Genomic DNA, 17,545 nt, shown 5'->3' on the forward strand with positions numbered 1-17,545 from the left:
AGTGGTGACGGCATGACGCGTTTCCTGCGGCATGAGACGCCTATCGAAGGCCTGGCGCTCCTTGAGCGCGTTCGCCTCGGCGACGATCGCGGTTTCCTGACGCGGCTGTTCTGCTCCGAGGAATTGACCGCTACCGGCTGGAATGGTCCGATCGCCCAAATCAACGAAACCGGCACCAGGCAGGCCGGCACGGTGCGTGGCATGCATTTCCAGTTGCCGCCCTTTGCCGAAATCAAGCTGGTTACCTGCGTCGCCGGTTCTGTGCTCGACGTCGCCATCGATCTCCGTAAGGGATCGCCGACATTCCTACAGCATTTTGCGGTGGAGCTGTCCGCCAAAAACACCCGTTCGCTTCTCATCCCTCAAGGTTTCGCCCATGGCTTCCAGACGCTGACGGACAATGTACGGATGATTTATGCGCATTCGGCACCGTTCAGGGCGGAGGCCGAAGCCGGCCTGCACGCCCAGGACCCTGCGCTTGCCATCGACTGGCCTTTGCCGGTCTCCAACCTGTCGGTACGCGACCGATCCCATCCTTTGCTGTCGCCCGAGTATCAAGGAGTTGCCGCATGAAATGCCGTCACTGTGCAAACGAGACGATGGCTCCGTTCCTCGATCTCGGCACGGCCCCACCCTCCAATTCTTATGTGGCTGCTGCCGATTTGGGCAAGCCGGAGCTTTGGTATCCGCTCGTAATCCGCACTTGTACGGAATGTTTTCTGGTGCAGACGGAGGATTTTGCCTCCCGCGAAACCTTCTTCTCGGAAAATTATGCCTATTTCAGTTCGTTTTCCTCGTCATGGCTGCGGCATGCAAAATCCTATGTCGATGCCATGACTGAGCGTTTCGCTCTGGGGCCTGCCTCCAAGGTGGTGGAGGTCGCCTCCAATGACGGTTATTTGCTGCAATATGTCAAAGAGAAGGGCATTGCCTGCCTCGGCGTGGAACCGACCGCGAGCACGGCTGCAGCCGCTCGTGAAAAGGATATCGAGGTCGTCGAGGCGTTCTTTGGCGCCGAGCTCGCGCAAAACCTTGTAGCGAAGGGTTGGTCAGCCGATTTGACCGCTGCCAACAACGTCCTGGCGCATGTCCCCGATATCAACGATTTCGTTCGTGGCTTTTCGATCCTGCTGAAACCCGATGGCGTTTCGACCTTCGAATTCCCGCATCTCTTCAACATGGTGGAAGAGGCGCAATTCGACACGGCCTATCACGAGCATTATTCCTACCTGTCGCTGACCGCCGTCGATCGGATCTTTACGGCGAACGGTCTCTTCGTCTTCGATGTCGGGACGACGCCGTGGCATGGCGGGAGCCTCCGTGTCTTTGCCTGCCGCGCCGATACGCGCGCCCATCCGCGCCAACCGGCGGTGCAGGCGCTGCTCGACCGCGAAGCGGCGGCTGGCATGAAGGATCTTTCCTATTATGCCGCCTTCCAGGCCGAGGCGCAGCGCGTGCGCAACGATTTCCTCGCCTTCCTGATCGATTGCCAGCGCCAGGGTCTGAAGGTCGCAGCCTACGGCGCGGCGGCGAAGGGCAACACGCTGCTGAATTTCGCCGGCGTCAAGCCGGATCTCCTGTCGTTCGTCGTCGACAAGAATCCCGCTAAGCAGGGCACCTTCCTGCCCGGCAGCCGGATTCCCATCGTATCCGAAGACGTATTGAAAGCGCAAAAGCCGGAAAGGGTCGTTATTCTTCCATGGAACCTGCAGAAAGAAATCAAGGAACAGCTTTCGTATATCAGAGATTGGGGTGGGACATTCGTGACGGCGATTCCGACGCTGACGGTCGACTAGTTTCGCTGATACCGGAAAGCGTGGAGCGGTTATCCCGATCGAACGACGATCTTGCCATCGTCAACGATCTGGCCGCCGAATAAGCTGGACATGGCCCGTTTCAGGGCCACAATTCTGGTCCGGATTGGATTCGAGACGTCGCATCCGCGGCGTTTTTTTGTTCCACTCCGGAAAAAGGCCGCTGTGGGCGGCCTCTTGACATTTGGTGTCCAACCGATGCGGTCGATCTGGCTCGCCGTGGCGCGCCTTTACACCCTCTTGAGCCAAGCACCCGGCCAATGCGTGATATTTTCGGCAAGTTCGCTTTCGTTGAATGGCCAGGCGGGTTGTTCGATGACGAATTCGGTATGCTTTTCGGCGAAATCCCGCGCGGCGAATGTTGGATTGTTGGTAGTCCAGTCCGCCGTGCCGCGTGGGACGTCGGCCACATCCTTCATGACACCGTCCGTGGCGACGATATAGGAACCGGGCGTGACGAGGTCAGCATAGGCCTCAAGTTCGTCGTAGACATGAGCATAGGTGTGATTGGAGTCGAGGATGACAAGAACGGTTTCTCCCGGCTTTACCAGCGCTTTGACCTGTGACACAATTTCAGGTGCAGTTGAACTGCCTTCGATTAATTGGATGCGGTCGTACAGGCTGTGAGATTCGATCGCGGCTCGGTTGTGCGGTCGAATCTCTATATCAATGCCGATGATGCGACCCTTCTCCATGGCCTTGCACAGGCTGGAGTAGTAAATCAGCGAACCACCATGGGCGACGCCCGTTTCGATGATCACATCAGGTTTGACCGTGAAAATCACCTCCTGCATTCGGATCATATCTTCCGGCAGTTGGATCACGGGCCGACCCATCCAGCTGAAGGTGTAGGGATACTTCTGGTTCCAGCCGATGCGAATCCATTGTCGCGAAATCGCCTCGAAGGCTTCCCGCGTGTACATGTCCAACGTCTTGATGTTTCCCGCTTCTTCAAGCGTGACGGTTCTTGCATCAGTGTCGAGGGTAAGCTTCATGATTCACTCCAATGGATGAGGGCGAGTTTGATATCCTGGCCGGTCAATCGACCTGGGCCTTGCTGATCGGCCACGACAAAAATCCGAAATGTCTTGAAATGAGTTTGCCACAACACCGGCGTCAGCCGATCAACGGAACATACGGGGCATATCTGCCAACTCATGGATATTCCCTGCGATGATTTTGCTTAGTCCTTGTTTGACAGGAATAACGGGTTGCCAACCAAGCTCTTTCAGTTTCAGGTTCTCGCCGAGCAGAAGGAGTGGCTGCCCCGTCTTGTCACGCCTCAAGCTCAGCACGCGTTGCGCATCGCCGTCGAGAATATCGGCAATCCAGCGGACCACATCTGCCAGCTGGACGGGTTCTCCAGAGCCGACGTTATAGATGCCATTGGCACCTTTTAGGAGCAGCGTCGTGAAGGCCGAGGCCACGTCGGCCACATGGAGAAAATCGCGAAAACAATCCTGGTCGACAGCAAAGGCTGAGCGCTTGTCCTGGAAAATCTCGATCAGCGACGGCACAAGCCTTTGTGGTGCTTCTCCGGCGCCATAAGCTAGAAAAATCCTGCCCCAGGCGCACGGTACGTCATACTCGCGGCAGACCGCCATCGCCAGGCGCCTGGTCGCGTCCTTGGCGCTGCCGTAGAGGGTAGCGGGGTTGATCGGGGTTTCGGCTTCGCGGCAATATCCATACGACCAGTCATATTCCGCGCAGGTCCCGGCCATGACGACATGCCGCCCACCTGCCTTGCAGAAGGCTTCGACCAGTCGTGTCGTTGCTTCGCACCAGCGGAGGTTGAGTGGCGAATTCCAATATTTGCCGTGTTCCGCATACCAGGCGAGGTGCAGGAGATGCGTGGCGCCGAGTTTGGTCGCAAAGGCGTCGAAATCGTCGATTTCAAGCAGATCGGCGCGCTCGAAAGCACTGTCGGGGCAGCCGTCGGGCTTGCGGCGACCGACGGCGATCGTTTCGATGCCTTGTTTGTCCAGCGCGTCGAGAACGTGGCGGCCGATGAACCCGCCCGCGCCGGTCAGCAATACCTTCATGCCGCGTGCGACCCGCTCAACGCGATATTTGCCGCCACGGTCGATACCGGCAACTCATCCAGCACGTCTTTGACAAGATGGACCGGCGTGAGCATGGTCCGGACCAACTTGAAGAATTCTTCTGCGGTGACGGCATTGCCGATGAAGCGGTTGACCAGCAGCACGCGGCCATGAAGGCCGCGCCGCGGGTCGGCTTGGGGCTCAGGCAGGTAGGGTGGACGGAAGGACGGAGCCAGCCGCCCGCCTTCGAGATCGCAGATTGCGGCGTAATAGGCCTGGGCCTTCTCCTCGAACGCCGTCTCGTCGTGCACGAACATGCAGTCGAGCATGCAGGCGCGAATGAAATTATCGTTGAAGCCCGACCATTCGATATTGAGATCGTGGAGGACGCGCGCCTGGGTTTCGGCAATGGCCGCGGTGACGCCGATGCTGCTGTTGAACGGGAACCCCTCGACGGCGGACGGCGCTTCCACAGGCTGATATGGCCTGACATCGCTTGCGGAGAGCGGCCGGGAGGAGAAGCCGAGTTTTGCCGCATACAGCAGCACGCGGGCCGACCATTCATATTGCGGATAGGCGGTGAGCCAGCTTCGCTCGCCGGAATTGGCTAGCACGGTCTCGAGCAGGGAGCGCTTGATCGCCGCGTGATAGATGCCGAAGGGCATCTTCGGCACGTTGCTGGAATCCTTCCACTGGAAGAATGTTTCCAGCATGTCGTCCTTGCTGATTTCCAGCGTATGGTGCTGGATCGGTATCGCCACGCACGCGCTGATATGGCGCGGTGCCGCGGCATCGATCTGGAACGAGTTCCAGCCATAGGCGTCAAGGCCCGGAACGGCTTCTTCTGCATAGGCGATGAACAGTGCCACGTCCGGGTCGAGGATATCGTTCGGCCTTACCACTGTGACCCACTCTCCCGCCATGGCCGCCACCGTGCCGAGCCAGAGATTGGCGGCGGAGATGCCCAACGGCGCAGCCGGCAGGATGCGCAGTCGCGCATCCTTCTCCGCCAGGGCATAGAGCTCATCGGCATCGGCGCAGGTGTCGCCGTAGGGCGCCACGATGATTTCGATGTCCGAGGCCGCGTTATGAAGCAGTTCCGTGGCAAGGCGGACGGGTGCGGGATTGCCAGGTTCAACGGGTATGCAGATGGAAAGTTTCGTCATGGGACTGTTTTTCGTTTCTCTTCACCGCGCGTCGGGTTTCGTGCCGTGAGCAATGCCGGAACAACGGCATTCAAAGCGGATTTCCCCGCTCATGGCAGCCCTGTGTATGCCGTCAAGCTTGAGCGAAGCTTTGCGTCGAGAGGGATTGCGGCATAAGGAAATCGGCGCTTCGTATATTCGATTGTATTAATATCGTTGATTTTTCAGAGGGAGACATAGTTTATGTAAAGTAAAAAAACTCAATAAGGAAATATAAATTTTTACGCGTTTAAATATATTATAAATGGGAGAAGGGAAGGGTGGGGCGCATCCGATCAATATTCATGCCGCGGCGAGACGATTCGAAGCTTCTTTTGGCGCAGTTCGAGGCTCTGAGCACACGCGTTCCTATCCTGTATATGCTGCTGGTCATCAATGCCGTCGCCGTCTCGATGACCCACATAGGCACGGCGCCGCTCTGGTTGGCCGCCTACCTGCCGGTCCTGATGTCCATCCTGTGCATTGTCCGACTTTTGTGGTGGCAAACCCGGCGGCGGGTTCCGGTGACGCCAGAAGCGGCCTATCGTTACCTGCGGCGGACGGAGAGGCTTGCCGGCATCCTGACGCTCGGCTTTGCTTCCTGGGCCGTCGGCCTCTATCAGTACGGCGACGCCTACCAGCAGGGGCAGATCGCCTATTTCCTCGTCGTCACCGGCATTTCTTGCATCTTCTGCCTCATGCATCTGCCGTCGGCGGCGCTGATCACCACTGCGATCACCTTTTCGTTCATGGTCGTCACCTTCCTGTTTTCGGGCAACGCTGTCTTCATCGCCACCGCCCTCAGCGTCGCCTTCCTTTCCGTTGCCTTCGTCAGCGTCATCCTGAGCTATTTCGACAATTTCTCCGGTCTGGTGGAGTTGACGGCGGCCCTGGAGCGCAAGCAGGAGGAAACCGAGCAACTGAACGAGGTCAACAGCCGCAATGCGCTGCATGACCAGCTCACCGGTCTTGCCAACCGCCGCAGCTTCTTCCAGCAGCTCGACGGCCTGATCGGCTCCGATCCGCACCGTCCGCCCGTCGTCGGCCTCGTCGATCTGGACGGCTTCAAGCCGGTCAACGACATCTTCGGCCATGCCGCCGGCGATTTCGTGCTGAAGGAAGCCGCTGCACGCTTCCATGCGCTTAGCCAGGGCGAAGGCAGCGTTGCCCGGCTGGGCGGTGATGAATTCGGCTTCATCCTGCCCGGCTGCACGAGCCGGGAGGATGCCGCAGCCCTCGGCCAGGCCTTCTGCACGACGCTGCGCGAACCCTTCGAGATTCCCGGCGGTTCGATCAGGCTTTCGGGATCCTGTGGCATTGCCTATCCCGAGGACGGAGCGGGAACGTCGGAGGAGATTTACGAGCGAGCCGATTTTGCCCTCTACCAGATGAAGAGCAAGCGTGGCGGGGCCGTGGAGTTTTTCTCCAGCGATCACCAGCAACTGCTCAAGCGGCGTCACGCAATCGACTTTGCGCTGCAGGCCGGTGATTTCAGCCGTGAACTGTCGCTGGAATTCCAGCCGGTGATAACGCTGGATGGCGGCAGGCTTGTGGGTTTCGAGGCGCTGGCGCGCTGGAACAGTTCGCGGCTCGGTCCGGTCAGCCCGAATGATTTCATTCCCGCCGCCGAGCGGACGGGCATCGTCAGCCGCATGACGGCAATCCTGCTGTCCCAGGCGCTCGATGCCATGAAGCTCATGCCGGATCATCTCAGGCTGGCCTTCAATCTGTCGGCCCGCGACATCTGCGATCGCGAGACGGCCCTGGCGCTTCTCGTCCAGATCCGGCAATCCGGTATCGACGTGTCGCGCCTCGACCTGGAAATCACCGAGACGGCGCTCCTGAGCGATTTCGACACCGCGGCGGAGGTGGTGCGCATGCTGCGTTCGGCCGGCGCTTCCATCTCGCTCGACGATTTCGGCACCGGTTTTTCCAGCCTCAGCCACGTTCACCGGCTGGAGTTCGACAAGATCAAGATCGACAAGAGTTTCGTGCTGAAATGCGATCGTGACGAGCGCAGCATGAACATCATCCGCTCGGTCGCCAATCTCTGCCACAATCTCGGCATCCAGTCGGTGGCGGAAGGCATCGAGACGGCGGAGATCCGCACGGCACTGCAGGCCTCCGGCGTCGATCTGGGGCAGGGCTATTTCTTCTCGCGACCCCAGCCCCTGGCAGCGGTGCTGCAAGGGATCGCAATGGAGGATGGCCGCGCGGCGGCAGATGGAGCGCGCCTTGCCGGGTAAGGGCGGCCGTCATGCCGTTGTCTCCCCCCAGCTGGCGGCGAGAACCCTCAGCCAGTTGTCGCGGGCGAGCTTGCGCAGGTCATCGGCGCCGTAACCGGCGGATGCCAGCGCATCGATGAGCTTCTGGTTGCCGGCGGCGTCGGCGATCTCTTCGGGAATGGTGGCGCCATCGAAATCCGAACCGAGCGCGACGCAATCAATCCCCATCCGGTCGACCAGGTAATCGATATGGCGGATCATGTCGGAAATCGGCGTGCGTGCGTTTTCCTGGCCGTCCTGTCGCAGCATCGTCACCGCGTAATTCAGGCCCACGAGCCCGTTGCGCTCGCGGATCGCGTCGAGTTGCCGGTCAGTGAGGTTGCGGGCGACGGGCGTCAGCGCATGGGCATTCGAATGGCTGGCGATCAGCGGCTTGCCGGAGGTTTTCGCCACGTCCCAGAAGCCTTGCTCGGTGATGTGGGCAAGATCGATGGCGATGCCGAGCGCGTCGCAGGCGCGAACGAGATCGAAGCCGGCAGCTGTCAGCCCCGGACCGGTGTCGGGAGATTTCGGATAGGCGAAGGGAACGCCATGGCCGAAGATGTTGTGCCGGCTCCACACCGGCCCCAGCGAGCGCAGGCCGGCGGCATACAGAACGTCGAGCGCCGTCAGGTCGGCGGCTATCGCCTCGCAGCCTTCCATATGGAGAACGGCGGCAAACAGGTCCTTTTCCATCGCCGCGCGGATCTCGCCCGTGGTGCGGCACATCCGCCATGCATCGGCGCGATCCAATCGCAACGCGATGGCCGTCGTCTGCAGGGCGATGTCGACCGAGGGCGCCCGCTCCAGCGGCGTGGCCAGCGGCGTCTCGTATCGGCCATGGCCATCCGGCTCCTCAAGCGCAAGATCGCTGGAGGGGATGTAGATGGCGCAGAGGCCGCCGGCCAGGCCACCTTTCTTCGCACGCTGTCCATCGATGTGACCGGCCGCGGTGCCTTCGATGAATTCGGCGACGGGATCGCCGCCTGATTGCCATGTCTGCCAGAGCCGCAGCAAAACATCGTTATGGCCGTCAAATATCCATTGCATCCAAAATCGCTCGCACTTTCGAAAACCGTCGCCTTGCCGGCCCCGGGAAGGCCCGGTTGCGGCAAGGGATGGTAAGGCTTCCGGCTAAAACGCCGCAAGGGCAAAAACCGGCAAGGGCCGATTTATCGCCGGCAAACGGCCCGGAACGGATTTTCCAGCCGTCCATGATTGAAAAGGCCGGGCAGGAACGTCTCTTGTCTGCACCGTGCCAGGGCCGGCGCGTCCGGCATGGACAAATTGTAATCGTTTGTTCATGCTGGGTTTATAGTCCCAGTAGCATCCTGCGTTCGTTCAACACATGGAGGTAGCAATGAAGAAGATCGCGATTTCGGCTCTTGCCGCGCTTATGGCTATGACGACCGGCTACGAAACCGCATTTGCCGCACCGGTGATCCAGCCGATCAAGCCGGCGCTGACGGGTGACGTCGAGGCCGTACAGTATCATCACCGGCGCCACGGCTGGTATGGCGGCCATCGGGGATACCGGTCTTACCGCCATGGCTATCGTCGCCACAGCGATGGCTGGTGGTATCCGCTCGCTGCCTTCGGCGCCGGTGCCATCATCGGCGGGGCTATTTCGAACGAGCGGCGTACCTCCTACGAGGGCATCAATCCGCGTCATTACGATTGGTGCTATGCCCGCTATCGCAGCTATCGTTCTTCCGACAACACCTACGTGCCGCGGGCGGGTTACCGTGCGGAATGCCTGTCGCCCTATTACTGAGCGAAGCCGTCATCGTCTGCGGCCCATCGGGCCGCAGACGATGACAACTATCAGGCGGACCCTTGGGCTCCAATCGACCGTCCGGGGCCGGATACCCGATAATCCTTGCGCCACTCGATGAACCGAACGGCATCGCGCACTGCGAATTGTTTCGACGGATTTATCGCCAAAATAGTCAACGAGATACCTTGAACTACCGGTGGAAAGTCTCTTAGCCGATATTCACTTTTCAGCTTCGGCGATCCTGCCCTTCGAAATGCCTGGGAAAGCCAAATCAAGCGGCGTTGAAGGAAAAGAGCGATTTTGCAGACAGTGCTAGACATGCGCTAGCGTATTTCCAACATAAGCGGGTTCAAAGAAATTCTTAGAAATCCAATGATTTTAAGGGCTTAGAATGGTGCCCGGAGGCGGATTTGAACCACCGACACGCGGATTTTCAATCCGCTGCTCTACCAACTGAGCTATCCGGGCATCGAGGCAGTAACTGCCTTTCGGATTTTCGTCCGGCGGGGGCTTGGTTTCCCCCGGAAGCGAGCGGGGTTATAGCATCCTATTTTTTCATGTCCAGCACCAAATAACACTTTTTTGGCAGGAAATTTTTCTTTGTCGAAAATGCCCCACAGGAACCTGCAAAACACGGCCATGCAGATGCCGCAGAAGCAATGTTTCCGCGGCATTTCAAGATGTTAGAAAAACCGGAAGCGAGGCCTCAGTCCTCGTCGGCACCATTTGCCTTGGTTTCGTCCTCGGAAACAGGAATGGCATAAGAGCCGTTCAGCCAGCGCGAAAGGTCGAGCGTGCGGCAGCGGTCGGAGCAGAAGGGGTAATGGTCACGCACCGAGGGACGCTTGCATTCCGGGCAGGGCATGGTCTTGCGCAGCGGCTCTACCTTGGCCTTGTGTGGATCGCCGGTCATGACTAGCCCTCGACCCAGCGGCGCTGCACGTCGAACCCCTCGCCCGCCAGGAGCAGCGTGGTCTCGTAGAGCGGCAGGCCGACGACGTTGGTGTAGGAGCCCACGAGTTTCTGCACGAAACAGCCGGCCAGGCCCTGGATGGCGTAAGCACCGGCCTTGCCGCGCCATTGGCCGGAGGCGAGATAACTTTCGATGTCGAGGCCGGAGAGGCGCTTGAAGCGCACCTTGGTCTCGACGATCTTCTGGCGCAGCCGGCCGTCCGGGGTGATGAGGCCCACGCCGGTATAGACCCAGTGGCTGCGGCCGGAGAGCAGGTGCAGGGCCGAGGACGCCTCGTCGACATATTCCGCCTTCGGCAGGATGCGGCGGCCGACGGCAACGACGGTATCGGCGGCGAGGATGAAGCTGCCCTGCCAGGCGAGGTCGCCCTTCACCTGCCGGAAGGCGGCATCGGCCTTTTCGCCGCAGAGGCGCCGGGCCAGCGAGCGCGGATGCTCGGACTTCTTCGGCGTCTCGTCCAGGTCCATCGGCATCAGCCGCGCGGGTTCGATGCCCGCCTGGTTGAGCAGGTCAAGGCGGCGCGGCGAGCCGGAGGCCAATATCAATCTGTGTTTCAACACCATGCGCACCCGACAAGGCAGCCGCCATCAGGCGGCGAGGTCATTTGAAGCGGTAGGTAATGCGGCCCTTGGTCAGGTCGTAGGGGGTCATTTCCACCAGCACCTTGTCGCCCGCGAGCACGCGAATGCGGTTTTTGCGCATGCGGCCGGCGGTGTGCGCGATGATTTCGTGTTCGTTTTCCAGCTTGACGCGGAAGGTTGCGTTCGGCAGCAATTCCGTGACGACACCCGGAAATTCGAGGACTTCTTCTTTAGGCATGTATAAGGTTTCTTCCTGTGGGTTACAGAAGGGGCGCCGGGCTGGCCGGGGCGACTTCCAAAAATTTGGCGGAAACTACACAATCGACAAGGGTTTGTGAACCTTGTTGATCGCGCTTTCTCGATTTGTCTCAGGCTGTTTCGGCCTTGACGCCGTTCTTTCTCAATAAACGCTGTTCGATCAGCACTGCAAGATGATTTCTCACTTCGCGGTACGCGGACAGGATTTGTTCGCGCGTTCCGGCCACCACGGTGGGATCGAGCGTTGGCCAGTATACCACCTCGACGGCATTGGAGCGCGTCAATTCGAGCGCGGCATGATGCGCTTCCGGCGCCAGCGTGATGATCAGGTCGAAAAAATCGTCCTCCAGTTCATCCAGCGTCTGCGGTAGGCGCTTGCCCAGCGACAGGTCGATCTCCTCCATCACCACGTCGACGAACGGATCGCGCTCGCCCGGACGAACGCCGGCCGAGGCGATATAGGTGCCCGGCGGCAGCATGCTGCGCGCTAAGGCCTCCGCCATGGGGGAACGGATGGCGTTCATGCCGCAGATGAAGAGGATCGATTTCGGTATTTTGGCAGGTTCCTCCAGCGCCACAGCCATCGCCTCAGCCACGCCAGTAGAGAACGCAGATCAGCGTGAACAGCCGCCGGGCGGTATCGAAATCCAGGCGGATCTTGTTTTGCAGCCGGTCCATCAGGGTCTGGGACCCTTCGTTGTGAATGCCCCGCCGGCCCATGTCGATGGCTTCGATGCGGCTCGGCGTCGCCGAGCGGATCGCTTCATAATAGCTTTCGCAGATCATGAAGTAGTCCTTGATCGTGCGCCGGAAGGGCGTCAGCGACAGGATATGCGTCGCCACGTCCTCGCCTGCCTCCGACTTGATGGCCAGCATCAGCTTGGAATCGACCAGCGACAGATAGAGCCGGTAAGGCCCGCCGGAATGACCGACGGGTTCGAAGGAGTTCTCCTCGATCAGGTCGAAAATCGCCACGGCGCGTTCATGTTCCACATCCGGGGTCGAGCGGCCGATCGTGTCGTCGAGGACGACATCGCAGAGCCGGAAATTGCTCGAGCCCGCCGCCATGGATCAATCCCCGAGATTGAGGCGGATCGCGACGGACCGGGCATGGGCGTCGAGGCCTTCGGAATTTGCAAGCGTGATCGCCGCCGGGCCGAGCGCCCGTAGCTGCTCCGCGCCGAGGCGCAGGATCGAGGTGCGCTTGACGTAATCGAGCACCGACAGGCCGGAGGAAAACCGCGCCGAGCGCGCCGTCGGCAGCACGTGATTGGAGCCGCCGACATAATCGCCGATGACCTCGGGCGTGTGCCGGCCGACGAAGATCGCCCCGGCATTGCGGATCGCGGCAAGCAGCGGCTCGGGATCGTCGACGGCCAGTTCCAGATGTTCGGCGGCGATGCGATCGGCCAGCGGAACGGCGCTGGCGAGATCCGGCACCAGGATGACCGCGCCGAAATCGCGCCAACTGGCGGCGGCGGTTTCGGAGCGGCCGAGCCGGCGGATCTGGCGTTCGACGGCGGCTTCGACGGCATGGCCGAGGGCGGCGTCGTCGGTGATGAGGATGGACTGGGCGCCGCGATCGTGCTCGGCCTGGGCCAGCAGGTCGGCGGCCAGCCATTCGGGGTCGTTGTCCTTGTCGGCGATGACGAGCACTTCGGAGGGGCCGGCGATCATGTCGATGCCGACGGTGCCGAAGACATGGCGCTTGGCGGCGGCGACATAGGCATTGCCGGGGCCGACGATCTTCGCCACCGGCGCGATCGTCTCGGTGCCGTAGGCGAGTGCGGCAACCGCCTGGGCGCCGCCGATGCGATAGATTTCCTCGACGCCGGCAATTCGGGCGGCAGCCAGAACCGTTGGGTTGATCTCGCCCTTCAGCGCCGGCACGACCATGACGATGCGTGGCACGCCCGCCACCTTGGCCGGCAGCGCGTTCATCAGCACCGAGCTCGGATAGCTGGCCGTGCCGCCCGGCACGTACAGGCCGACGGCTTCGATGGCGGTCCAGCGTGAGCCGAGGCCGACGCCGATATCGTCTTCGTAGATATCGTCTTTGGGCAACTGGCGGCTGTGATGTTTCTCGATGCGGATGGCGGCAAGCTCAAGGGCCGCGATGACCTCCGGATCGACGGCCCCAAAGGCTGCGTCGATCTCCGCCTTGCCGACGCGCATCGGCGTCACGGCAAAATCAAGGCCGTCGAAACGGGCGGAATAATCGGCAAGAGCGGCATCGCCGCGTGCCCTGACGTCATCGATGATGGCGCGGACCACCACGTTGACGTCTTCGGATACTTCGCGCTTGGTGGTCAGGAAGGCGGCAAATTGCGCTTCGAAATCCTTGGACGCCTGTTCCAGCCAGAGTGCCACGTCTACATCATCCCCTGTAATAACATCCTGAGACTGCCGGGTTCACCCCTCGTGACTCGGCAATGAACCGGTTTCCCATGCCGTGCCGGTATCCGCAAGCTGCGCTTCGACGCATTCGACATCGAGTTCGATCGTCGCCTTGCCGGACAGCGCCAGCTCGACCTTCCCATCCGGCCCTTCGCCATCCGGCAAAAAGCGGACGGCGAGCAACGAAAGAACGTCGTCGGCCTTGCGCCGGTCGATGCCCGTGGAGCGTACGGTGCGAACCCGCTTGAATACAAGCAGGCTACGGCGACGTTCGAACGTCTTTGCCGCTTCGTCCACTGCCTCCCAGACAAACCGGTTGGCGGCCAGGCTGAAAAGGCCGGATCTTGCCGAAAACGAAAGATCCCCCACCTTGAAGACGGCGTCCTGCATATGAGCCGAGATCACCGCCAGGTCCTCTTCGTCGAGCGCCAGGAGCTTGAGATGGGTCATGCGCACACTTTCCGGTTTCGCCCTTTGCAATGGGGCGGGGCCTTGTCCTGCAAAGGACATAAGGCGCCCGCGCCCAAACCGCAACACGCAAGCAAAGCGGAAGAAACGACCGCCGGAAAATTAATCGCTGACGCGTTCGACGATGGCGCCGCAGCGGGTCAGTTTTTCCTCAAGGCGCTCGAAGCCGCGGTCGAGATGATAGACACGCGACACCATGGTCTCGCCTTCCGCCGCAAGGCCGGCGATGACCAGCGACACGGACGCACGCAGGTCGGTGGCCATGACCGGCGCGCCGCGCAGGCGCTGCACGCCCTCGATCTTCGCCGTCTGGCCGGAGAGCGAGATCTTGGCGCCGAGCCGGGCCAGTTCCTGCACATGCATGAAACGGTTTTCGAAGATGGTTTCGGTGATGTGCGAAACGCCGGAGGATTTCGTCATCAGCGCCATGAACTGCGCCTGCAGGTCGGTCGGGAAGCCCGGGAAGGGATCGGTGACGATATCGACCGGCTTGATGCCGCCGCCATTGCGCACAACGCGGATACCGTCGGCGGTATCGGTGATCTCGGCGCCGGAGCGGCGAATGGTTTCGAGCGCGGTTTCGAGCAGGTCGGCACGCGTGCCTTCCAGCACGACGTCGCCGCCGGCCATCGCCACGGCCATCGCATAGGTGCCGGTCTCGATGCGATCCGGCAGGACGCGGTGACGCGCGCCGGAGAGCGAGGTGACGCCCTCGATGGTGATCGTCTGCGTTCCGGCACCGGTGATCTTGGCGCCCATGGCGTTGAGGCAGTTGGCGAGATCGACGACCTCGGGCTCGCGGGCGGCATTGCCGATCACCGTCGTGCCGCGGGCAAGGCTTGCCGCCATCATCATCACATGGGAGGCGCCGACGGACACCTTGGGGAAGGTGTAGCGCGTACCGATCAGGCCACCCTTGGGCGCTGTCGCATTGATATAGCCGCCGTCGATTTCCATGGTGGCGCCGAGCGCCTGCAGGCCTTCGATGAACAGGTCGACGGGACGGGTGCCGATGGCGCAGCCGCCGGGCAGGGAGACCCGCGCCTTGCCTTCACGCGCCAGCAGCGGGCCGATGACCCAGAAGCTCGCCCGCATCTTGGACACGAGGTCGTACGGCGCCGTGGTGTCGGCAATCGTGCGGCAGGTGAAATGGATGGTGCGCGAATAACCGTCGGTCTGGCGCTCGCGGCGGCCGTTGACGGCGATGTCGACGCCGTGATTGCCGAGGATGCGGACCAGCTGCTCGACGTCGGCCAGGTGCGGCACGTTTTCGAGCGTCAGCGTATCACTGGTGAGGAGCGAGGCGATCATCAGCGGCAGGGCCGCATTCTTGGCTCCGGAAATCGGAATGACGCCGTTCAGCGGGTTGCCGCCGATAATTCTGATACGATCCATATAGTATACCCAACGGGCCCCCGCCCGCCTTTCCCTGGTGACCATGCCTTGTGAAGATGGGCGTCCTTAGACGAAATCCCCGGCGGCGACAATTCAATCGGCGTGAGGAATCACGATGATTCGTCCAATTTTGCGGCAGGCAGGCCTGTCGCCTCATCCGCGGCACCCGCGCGACGCGCCCGGGACTGCTGCTTTCGCCGCTGCAGATTTTCGCGAAGCTTGGCCGCAGCCCGCTCGCGACGCAGGTCGGCACCGGTTTTTTGCGGCATTTTCGCTTCCGGCCCCGATTCTCCGGCATCGCCATCAGCGGTGGTCGTCATCTCGCCGATGCCGGGCCGGGCAGATACCGGGGAGAAATTTTTCCTGTTCTCTTTCATGCCGCCTGAATAACGGAAATCCGGGCTTTTCAAAAGGCCACCGCATCTTTTCCCGCCAAAACGCAAAATTATTTGACGTTTGCGCCTTGCGCTTCATCCGTAGCTGTGGCAATAGCCGCCTCGCTTGCAACGAAGTGCTCACGAGCCGCGAAACAAGCCTGCTGCCGTAGCTCAGTGGTAGAGCACACCCTTGGTAAGGGTGAGGTCGGTGGTTCAATCCCACTCGGCAGCACCATTTTCTTTTCACAAGCAATTGAAAATGGTGCCATTTTAGCGATTTCTTTTGCAACGTATCCACCCTTTTATCCACCTTCTCGGTCGCGGTGCGAGGCTTGGTGAATTGCCTTTGCCTGCTGAAAGATGTTGGGCTGATAAGGCTTAGGAAGCGCTCGGCGGGCGCGGGTGCTTCGGATCGATGATCACCGTCTCAATCCGGTCGAATCGCACCGATCCGCCGTGATCGATATCCAGCTTGTCCCCATACTTCTTCGGCTGCATCTTTGACGCCATCCATTTGCGGGCATCGATGCGAAGCTGTGACCGGCGGATCGCTTCGCCATTCTCCTGCCAGCCAATGACCTCGCCAGCGGCATTCCGCTTCTCGATCCAGTCGTTTCGGCCGTCGTCGGCGATGTCGAGGATTTCGTCGACGAAGCTATCTGCCTGGGCCTCGCGTGCGCGCGCGTATTGGTCCCGGAATGCTTCATTGGCAGCAAGCCACCGAAACACTATCGATTTCGACGGCATGCCTTCCTGGCTACAGATCGACCGCAAGCTCTCACCGTCTGCCAGCGGTTCGCAGATCAGGCCGGTCATTTCCTCGGCAAACGTCGACGGTCTCGCCATTTGGAAATCCTGCATTCGCCCTGGTTGATACGATGGCGAGCATAGCACATAGGCGCTGAAAAAGCGCCCCTTTGGAGCGACCCCAAAAAAGCGCAGCTTGAAGACGGTTGATTTGCATCGGCTGGTCGCCATCGCAGGCCATGCGCATATTGTTGTCCCGAAAGCTCTCTGAAGTTGCGGATACGATTTTGAAACGCCTATTCCGATAGGCTTCGCGACATGGAGGGGGCGAGTTTGAGAATTTGGATTTCAGCTACAAGCGCGATTTTTCTCGCTTGGGTTTCAGTTGCCAACGGCGCAAACACGCCCTGCAGCGGAAAGAAGGGTGGCATCGATCATTGCCAGGGGAAGACTTTTATCTGCTGTGACGGCTCGGTGAGTAAAAGCAAGAAGGACTGCCAAGCGACCATGGGCGGCATGGGTTGACTCGGCTCTGGATCATCTGACATGCAGCCTACGGCCGGCAATGATTGCAGCTGCAGGTCTGGCACATACTGCACCGGTCCCCGCGGCGGGCGGTATTGCATCGAAGACAGTATCCGAGGCTCAGATCCCGAACATCGCCGGGCAGTTCGACAGGACCTGTCCCTTCCGCTGGTGGACGCGTTCTTCACCTGGCTGTCAGCGCAAGCCAAGCGCATCTCACGCAAATCTGACCTTGGAAAAGCCCTGGCCTATATGCTGACGCGGCAGGACGGCTTCCGGCTGTTCCTGGACGATGGCCACGGCGATATCGACTCCAACCTCGTGGAAAACGCGATCCGCCGACCGGCCATGAACCGCCGCAATGCGCTCTTTGCCGGGCACGATGAAGGGGGCCGCAATTGGGCCCGGTTTGCCAGCCTGATCGGCACTTGTAAAATGAACGGCGTTGAGCCCTACGCCTACCTGTGCGACCTCTTCACCCGCCTCGCGAACGGCCACCTCGCCAAAAACATCGATGCTCTGATGCCATGGGCCTACGCCGCCCGCGTCAAGGCCTAACAATGAACTCGTCAGGCACTATTCGGTGAGCTCATTTGACGGCCGATATTGCCGTCAGATCGCTGCAACCGAAAAATCCATGGGGCGTGGACGCCGCATACCGACGGGCAACATTCCAATGAGGTAAAGCACCAGGATGATAACCAGGAAGGTGATCAAAATGCTTACCAGTGCGCCGTCGCCAT

18 protein-coding genes, 2 tRNA genes and 1 pseudogene are annotated in these 17,545 nt (G+C 60.6%); 6 read left to right on the forward strand and 15 right to left on the reverse strand.

Annotated elements, in window-relative coordinates; genetic code table 11:
• Nucleotides 1-12 precede the first annotated feature (12 nt).
• Nucleotides 13-573, forward strand: coding sequence for a dTDP-4-dehydrorhamnose 3,5-epimerase family protein (locus tag DEM27_RS00465; RefSeq protein ID WP_109456234.1), 561 nt, complete (start codon nucleotides 13-15; stop codon nucleotides 571-573).
• The gene (locus DEM27_RS00470; protein WP_109456235.1) at nucleotides 570-1,796 is read left to right on the forward strand and encodes a class I SAM-dependent methyltransferase; all 1,227 of its coding nucleotides are present in this window, start codon (nucleotides 570-572) and stop codon (nucleotides 1,794-1,796) included. Before DEM27_RS00465 ends, DEM27_RS00470 begins: the two co-directional genes overlap by 4 nt.
• Nucleotides 1,797-2,044: 248 nt before the next feature.
• Here the strand turns inward: DEM27_RS00470 and DEM27_RS00475 are convergent, their stop codons facing one another.
• The 3 genes from DEM27_RS00475 to DEM27_RS00485 all read right to left on the reverse strand — a co-directional run bounded on the left by DEM27_RS00475 (nucleotide 2,045) and on the right by DEM27_RS00485 (nucleotide 5,022).
• Entirely contained in the window at nucleotides 2,045-2,809 is a 765-nt protein-coding gene (locus tag DEM27_RS00475; protein ID WP_109456236.1) for a cephalosporin hydroxylase family protein, read from the reverse strand.
• A 129-nt stretch (nucleotides 2,810-2,938) separates the two neighbouring features.
• Nucleotides 2,939-3,856, reverse strand: a complete 918-nt coding sequence (locus tag DEM27_RS00480) for an NAD-dependent epimerase/dehydratase family protein (RefSeq protein ID WP_109456237.1) — start codon at nucleotides 3,854-3,856, stop codon at nucleotides 2,939-2,941.
• Entirely contained in the window at nucleotides 3,853-5,022 is a 1,170-nt protein-coding gene (locus DEM27_RS00485) for a hypothetical protein (RefSeq protein ID WP_109456238.1), read from the reverse strand. Before DEM27_RS00485 ends, DEM27_RS00480 begins: the two co-directional genes overlap by 4 nt.
• 323 nt (nucleotides 5,023-5,345) lie before the next feature.
• On the opposite strand from DEM27_RS00485, the gene DEM27_RS00490 reads away from it, so the two are divergent.
• On the forward strand, nucleotides 5,346-7,286 hold the full coding sequence (locus tag DEM27_RS00490; protein ID WP_109456239.1) for a putative bifunctional diguanylate cyclase/phosphodiesterase: 1,941 nt from the start codon (nucleotides 5,346-5,348) through the stop codon (nucleotides 7,284-7,286).
• A gap of 9 nt (nucleotides 7,287-7,295) precedes the next feature.
• On the opposite strand, the gene DEM27_RS00495 is transcribed toward DEM27_RS00490, so the two are convergent.
• On the reverse strand, nucleotides 7,296-8,354 hold the full coding sequence (locus tag DEM27_RS00495) for a dipeptidase (RefSeq protein WP_109456240.1): 1,059 nt from the start codon (nucleotides 8,352-8,354) through the stop codon (nucleotides 7,296-7,298).
• Nucleotides 8,355-8,664: 310 nt separating this feature from the next.
• Between DEM27_RS00495 and DEM27_RS00500 the strand changes: the two genes are divergently transcribed.
• Nucleotides 8,665-9,078: a BA14K family protein gene (locus DEM27_RS00500; RefSeq protein WP_109456241.1), complete on the forward strand. Its 414-nt coding sequence runs from the start codon at nucleotides 8,665-8,667 to the stop codon at nucleotides 9,076-9,078.
• Between the two features lie 395 nt (nucleotides 9,079-9,473).
• Here DEM27_RS00500 and DEM27_RS00505 read toward each other — a convergent pair.
• The 10 genes from DEM27_RS00505 to DEM27_RS00550 all read right to left on the reverse strand — a co-directional run bounded on the left by DEM27_RS00505 (nucleotide 9,474) and on the right by DEM27_RS00550 (nucleotide 15,563).
• Nucleotides 9,474-9,549, reverse strand: a tRNA-Phe gene (locus DEM27_RS00505).
• A 238-nt stretch (nucleotides 9,550-9,787) separates the two neighbouring features.
• Nucleotides 9,788-9,994: a DNA gyrase inhibitor YacG gene (gene yacG, locus DEM27_RS00510; RefSeq protein ID WP_109456242.1), complete on the reverse strand. Its 207-nt coding sequence runs from the start codon at nucleotides 9,992-9,994 to the stop codon at nucleotides 9,788-9,790.
• A gap of 2 nt (nucleotides 9,995-9,996) precedes the next feature.
• Nucleotides 9,997-10,617, reverse strand: a complete 621-nt coding sequence (locus DEM27_RS00515) for a Maf-like protein (RefSeq protein ID WP_109456243.1) — start codon at nucleotides 10,615-10,617, stop codon at nucleotides 9,997-9,999.
• A 37-nt stretch (nucleotides 10,618-10,654) separates the two neighbouring features.
• A complete protein-coding gene (infA, locus tag DEM27_RS00520) occupies nucleotides 10,655-10,873 on the reverse strand; it encodes a translation initiation factor IF-1 (RefSeq protein ID WP_004117876.1) in 219 nt (72 codons plus the stop codon).
• 130 nt (nucleotides 10,874-11,003) lie between these two features.
• A complete protein-coding gene (locus tag DEM27_RS00525) occupies nucleotides 11,004-11,477 on the reverse strand; it encodes an arsenate-mycothiol transferase ArsC (protein ID WP_109456244.1) in 474 nt (157 codons plus the stop codon).
• A gap of 4 nt (nucleotides 11,478-11,481) precedes the next feature.
• On the reverse strand, nucleotides 11,482-11,961 hold the full coding sequence (locus DEM27_RS00530) for a UPF0262 family protein (RefSeq protein ID WP_109456245.1): 480 nt from the start codon (nucleotides 11,959-11,961) through the stop codon (nucleotides 11,482-11,484).
• Between the two features lie 3 nt (nucleotides 11,962-11,964).
• Entirely contained in the window at nucleotides 11,965-13,263 is a 1,299-nt protein-coding gene (hisD, locus tag DEM27_RS00535; RefSeq protein ID WP_109456246.1) for a histidinol dehydrogenase, read from the reverse strand.
• Nucleotides 13,264-13,305: 42 nt separating this feature from the next.
• Nucleotides 13,306-13,740 (reverse strand): DUF2948 family protein, encoded by a 435-nt coding sequence (locus DEM27_RS00540; protein ID WP_109456247.1) that lies wholly within the window; start codon nucleotides 13,738-13,740, stop codon nucleotides 13,306-13,308.
• 120 nt (nucleotides 13,741-13,860) lie between these two features.
• Nucleotides 13,861-15,153 (reverse strand): UDP-N-acetylglucosamine 1-carboxyvinyltransferase, encoded by a 1,293-nt coding sequence (gene murA / locus DEM27_RS00545; protein WP_109456248.1) that lies wholly within the window; start codon nucleotides 15,151-15,153, stop codon nucleotides 13,861-13,863.
• 110 nt (nucleotides 15,154-15,263) lie between these two features.
• Complete coding sequence (locus DEM27_RS00550; protein WP_109456249.1) at nucleotides 15,264-15,563, reverse strand: hypothetical protein; 300 nt, start codon at nucleotides 15,561-15,563, stop codon at nucleotides 15,264-15,266.
• 127 nt (nucleotides 15,564-15,690) lie between these two features.
• Between DEM27_RS00550 and DEM27_RS00555 the strand changes: the two genes are divergently transcribed.
• Nucleotides 15,691-15,765, forward strand: a tRNA-Thr gene (locus DEM27_RS00555).
• A 143-nt stretch (nucleotides 15,766-15,908) separates the two neighbouring features.
• Here the strand turns inward: DEM27_RS00555 and DEM27_RS00560 are convergent.
• Entirely contained in the window at nucleotides 15,909-16,376 is a 468-nt protein-coding gene (locus DEM27_RS00560; protein ID WP_245445635.1) for a terminase small subunit-like protein, read from the reverse strand.
• A gap of 519 nt (nucleotides 16,377-16,895) precedes the next feature.
• Here DEM27_RS00560 and DEM27_RS00565 point away from each other — a divergent pair.
• Nucleotides 16,896-17,360 (forward strand): annotated as a pseudogene (locus DEM27_RS00565) (IS66 family transposase); the annotation flags it as partial.
• Nucleotides 17,361-17,545: the final 185 nt, after the last annotated feature.

It is taken from the genome of Rhizobium album, from assembly GCF_003122325.1.
GTDB classification, from domain to species: Bacteria; Pseudomonadota; Alphaproteobacteria; order Rhizobiales; family Rhizobiaceae; genus Metarhizobium; species Metarhizobium album.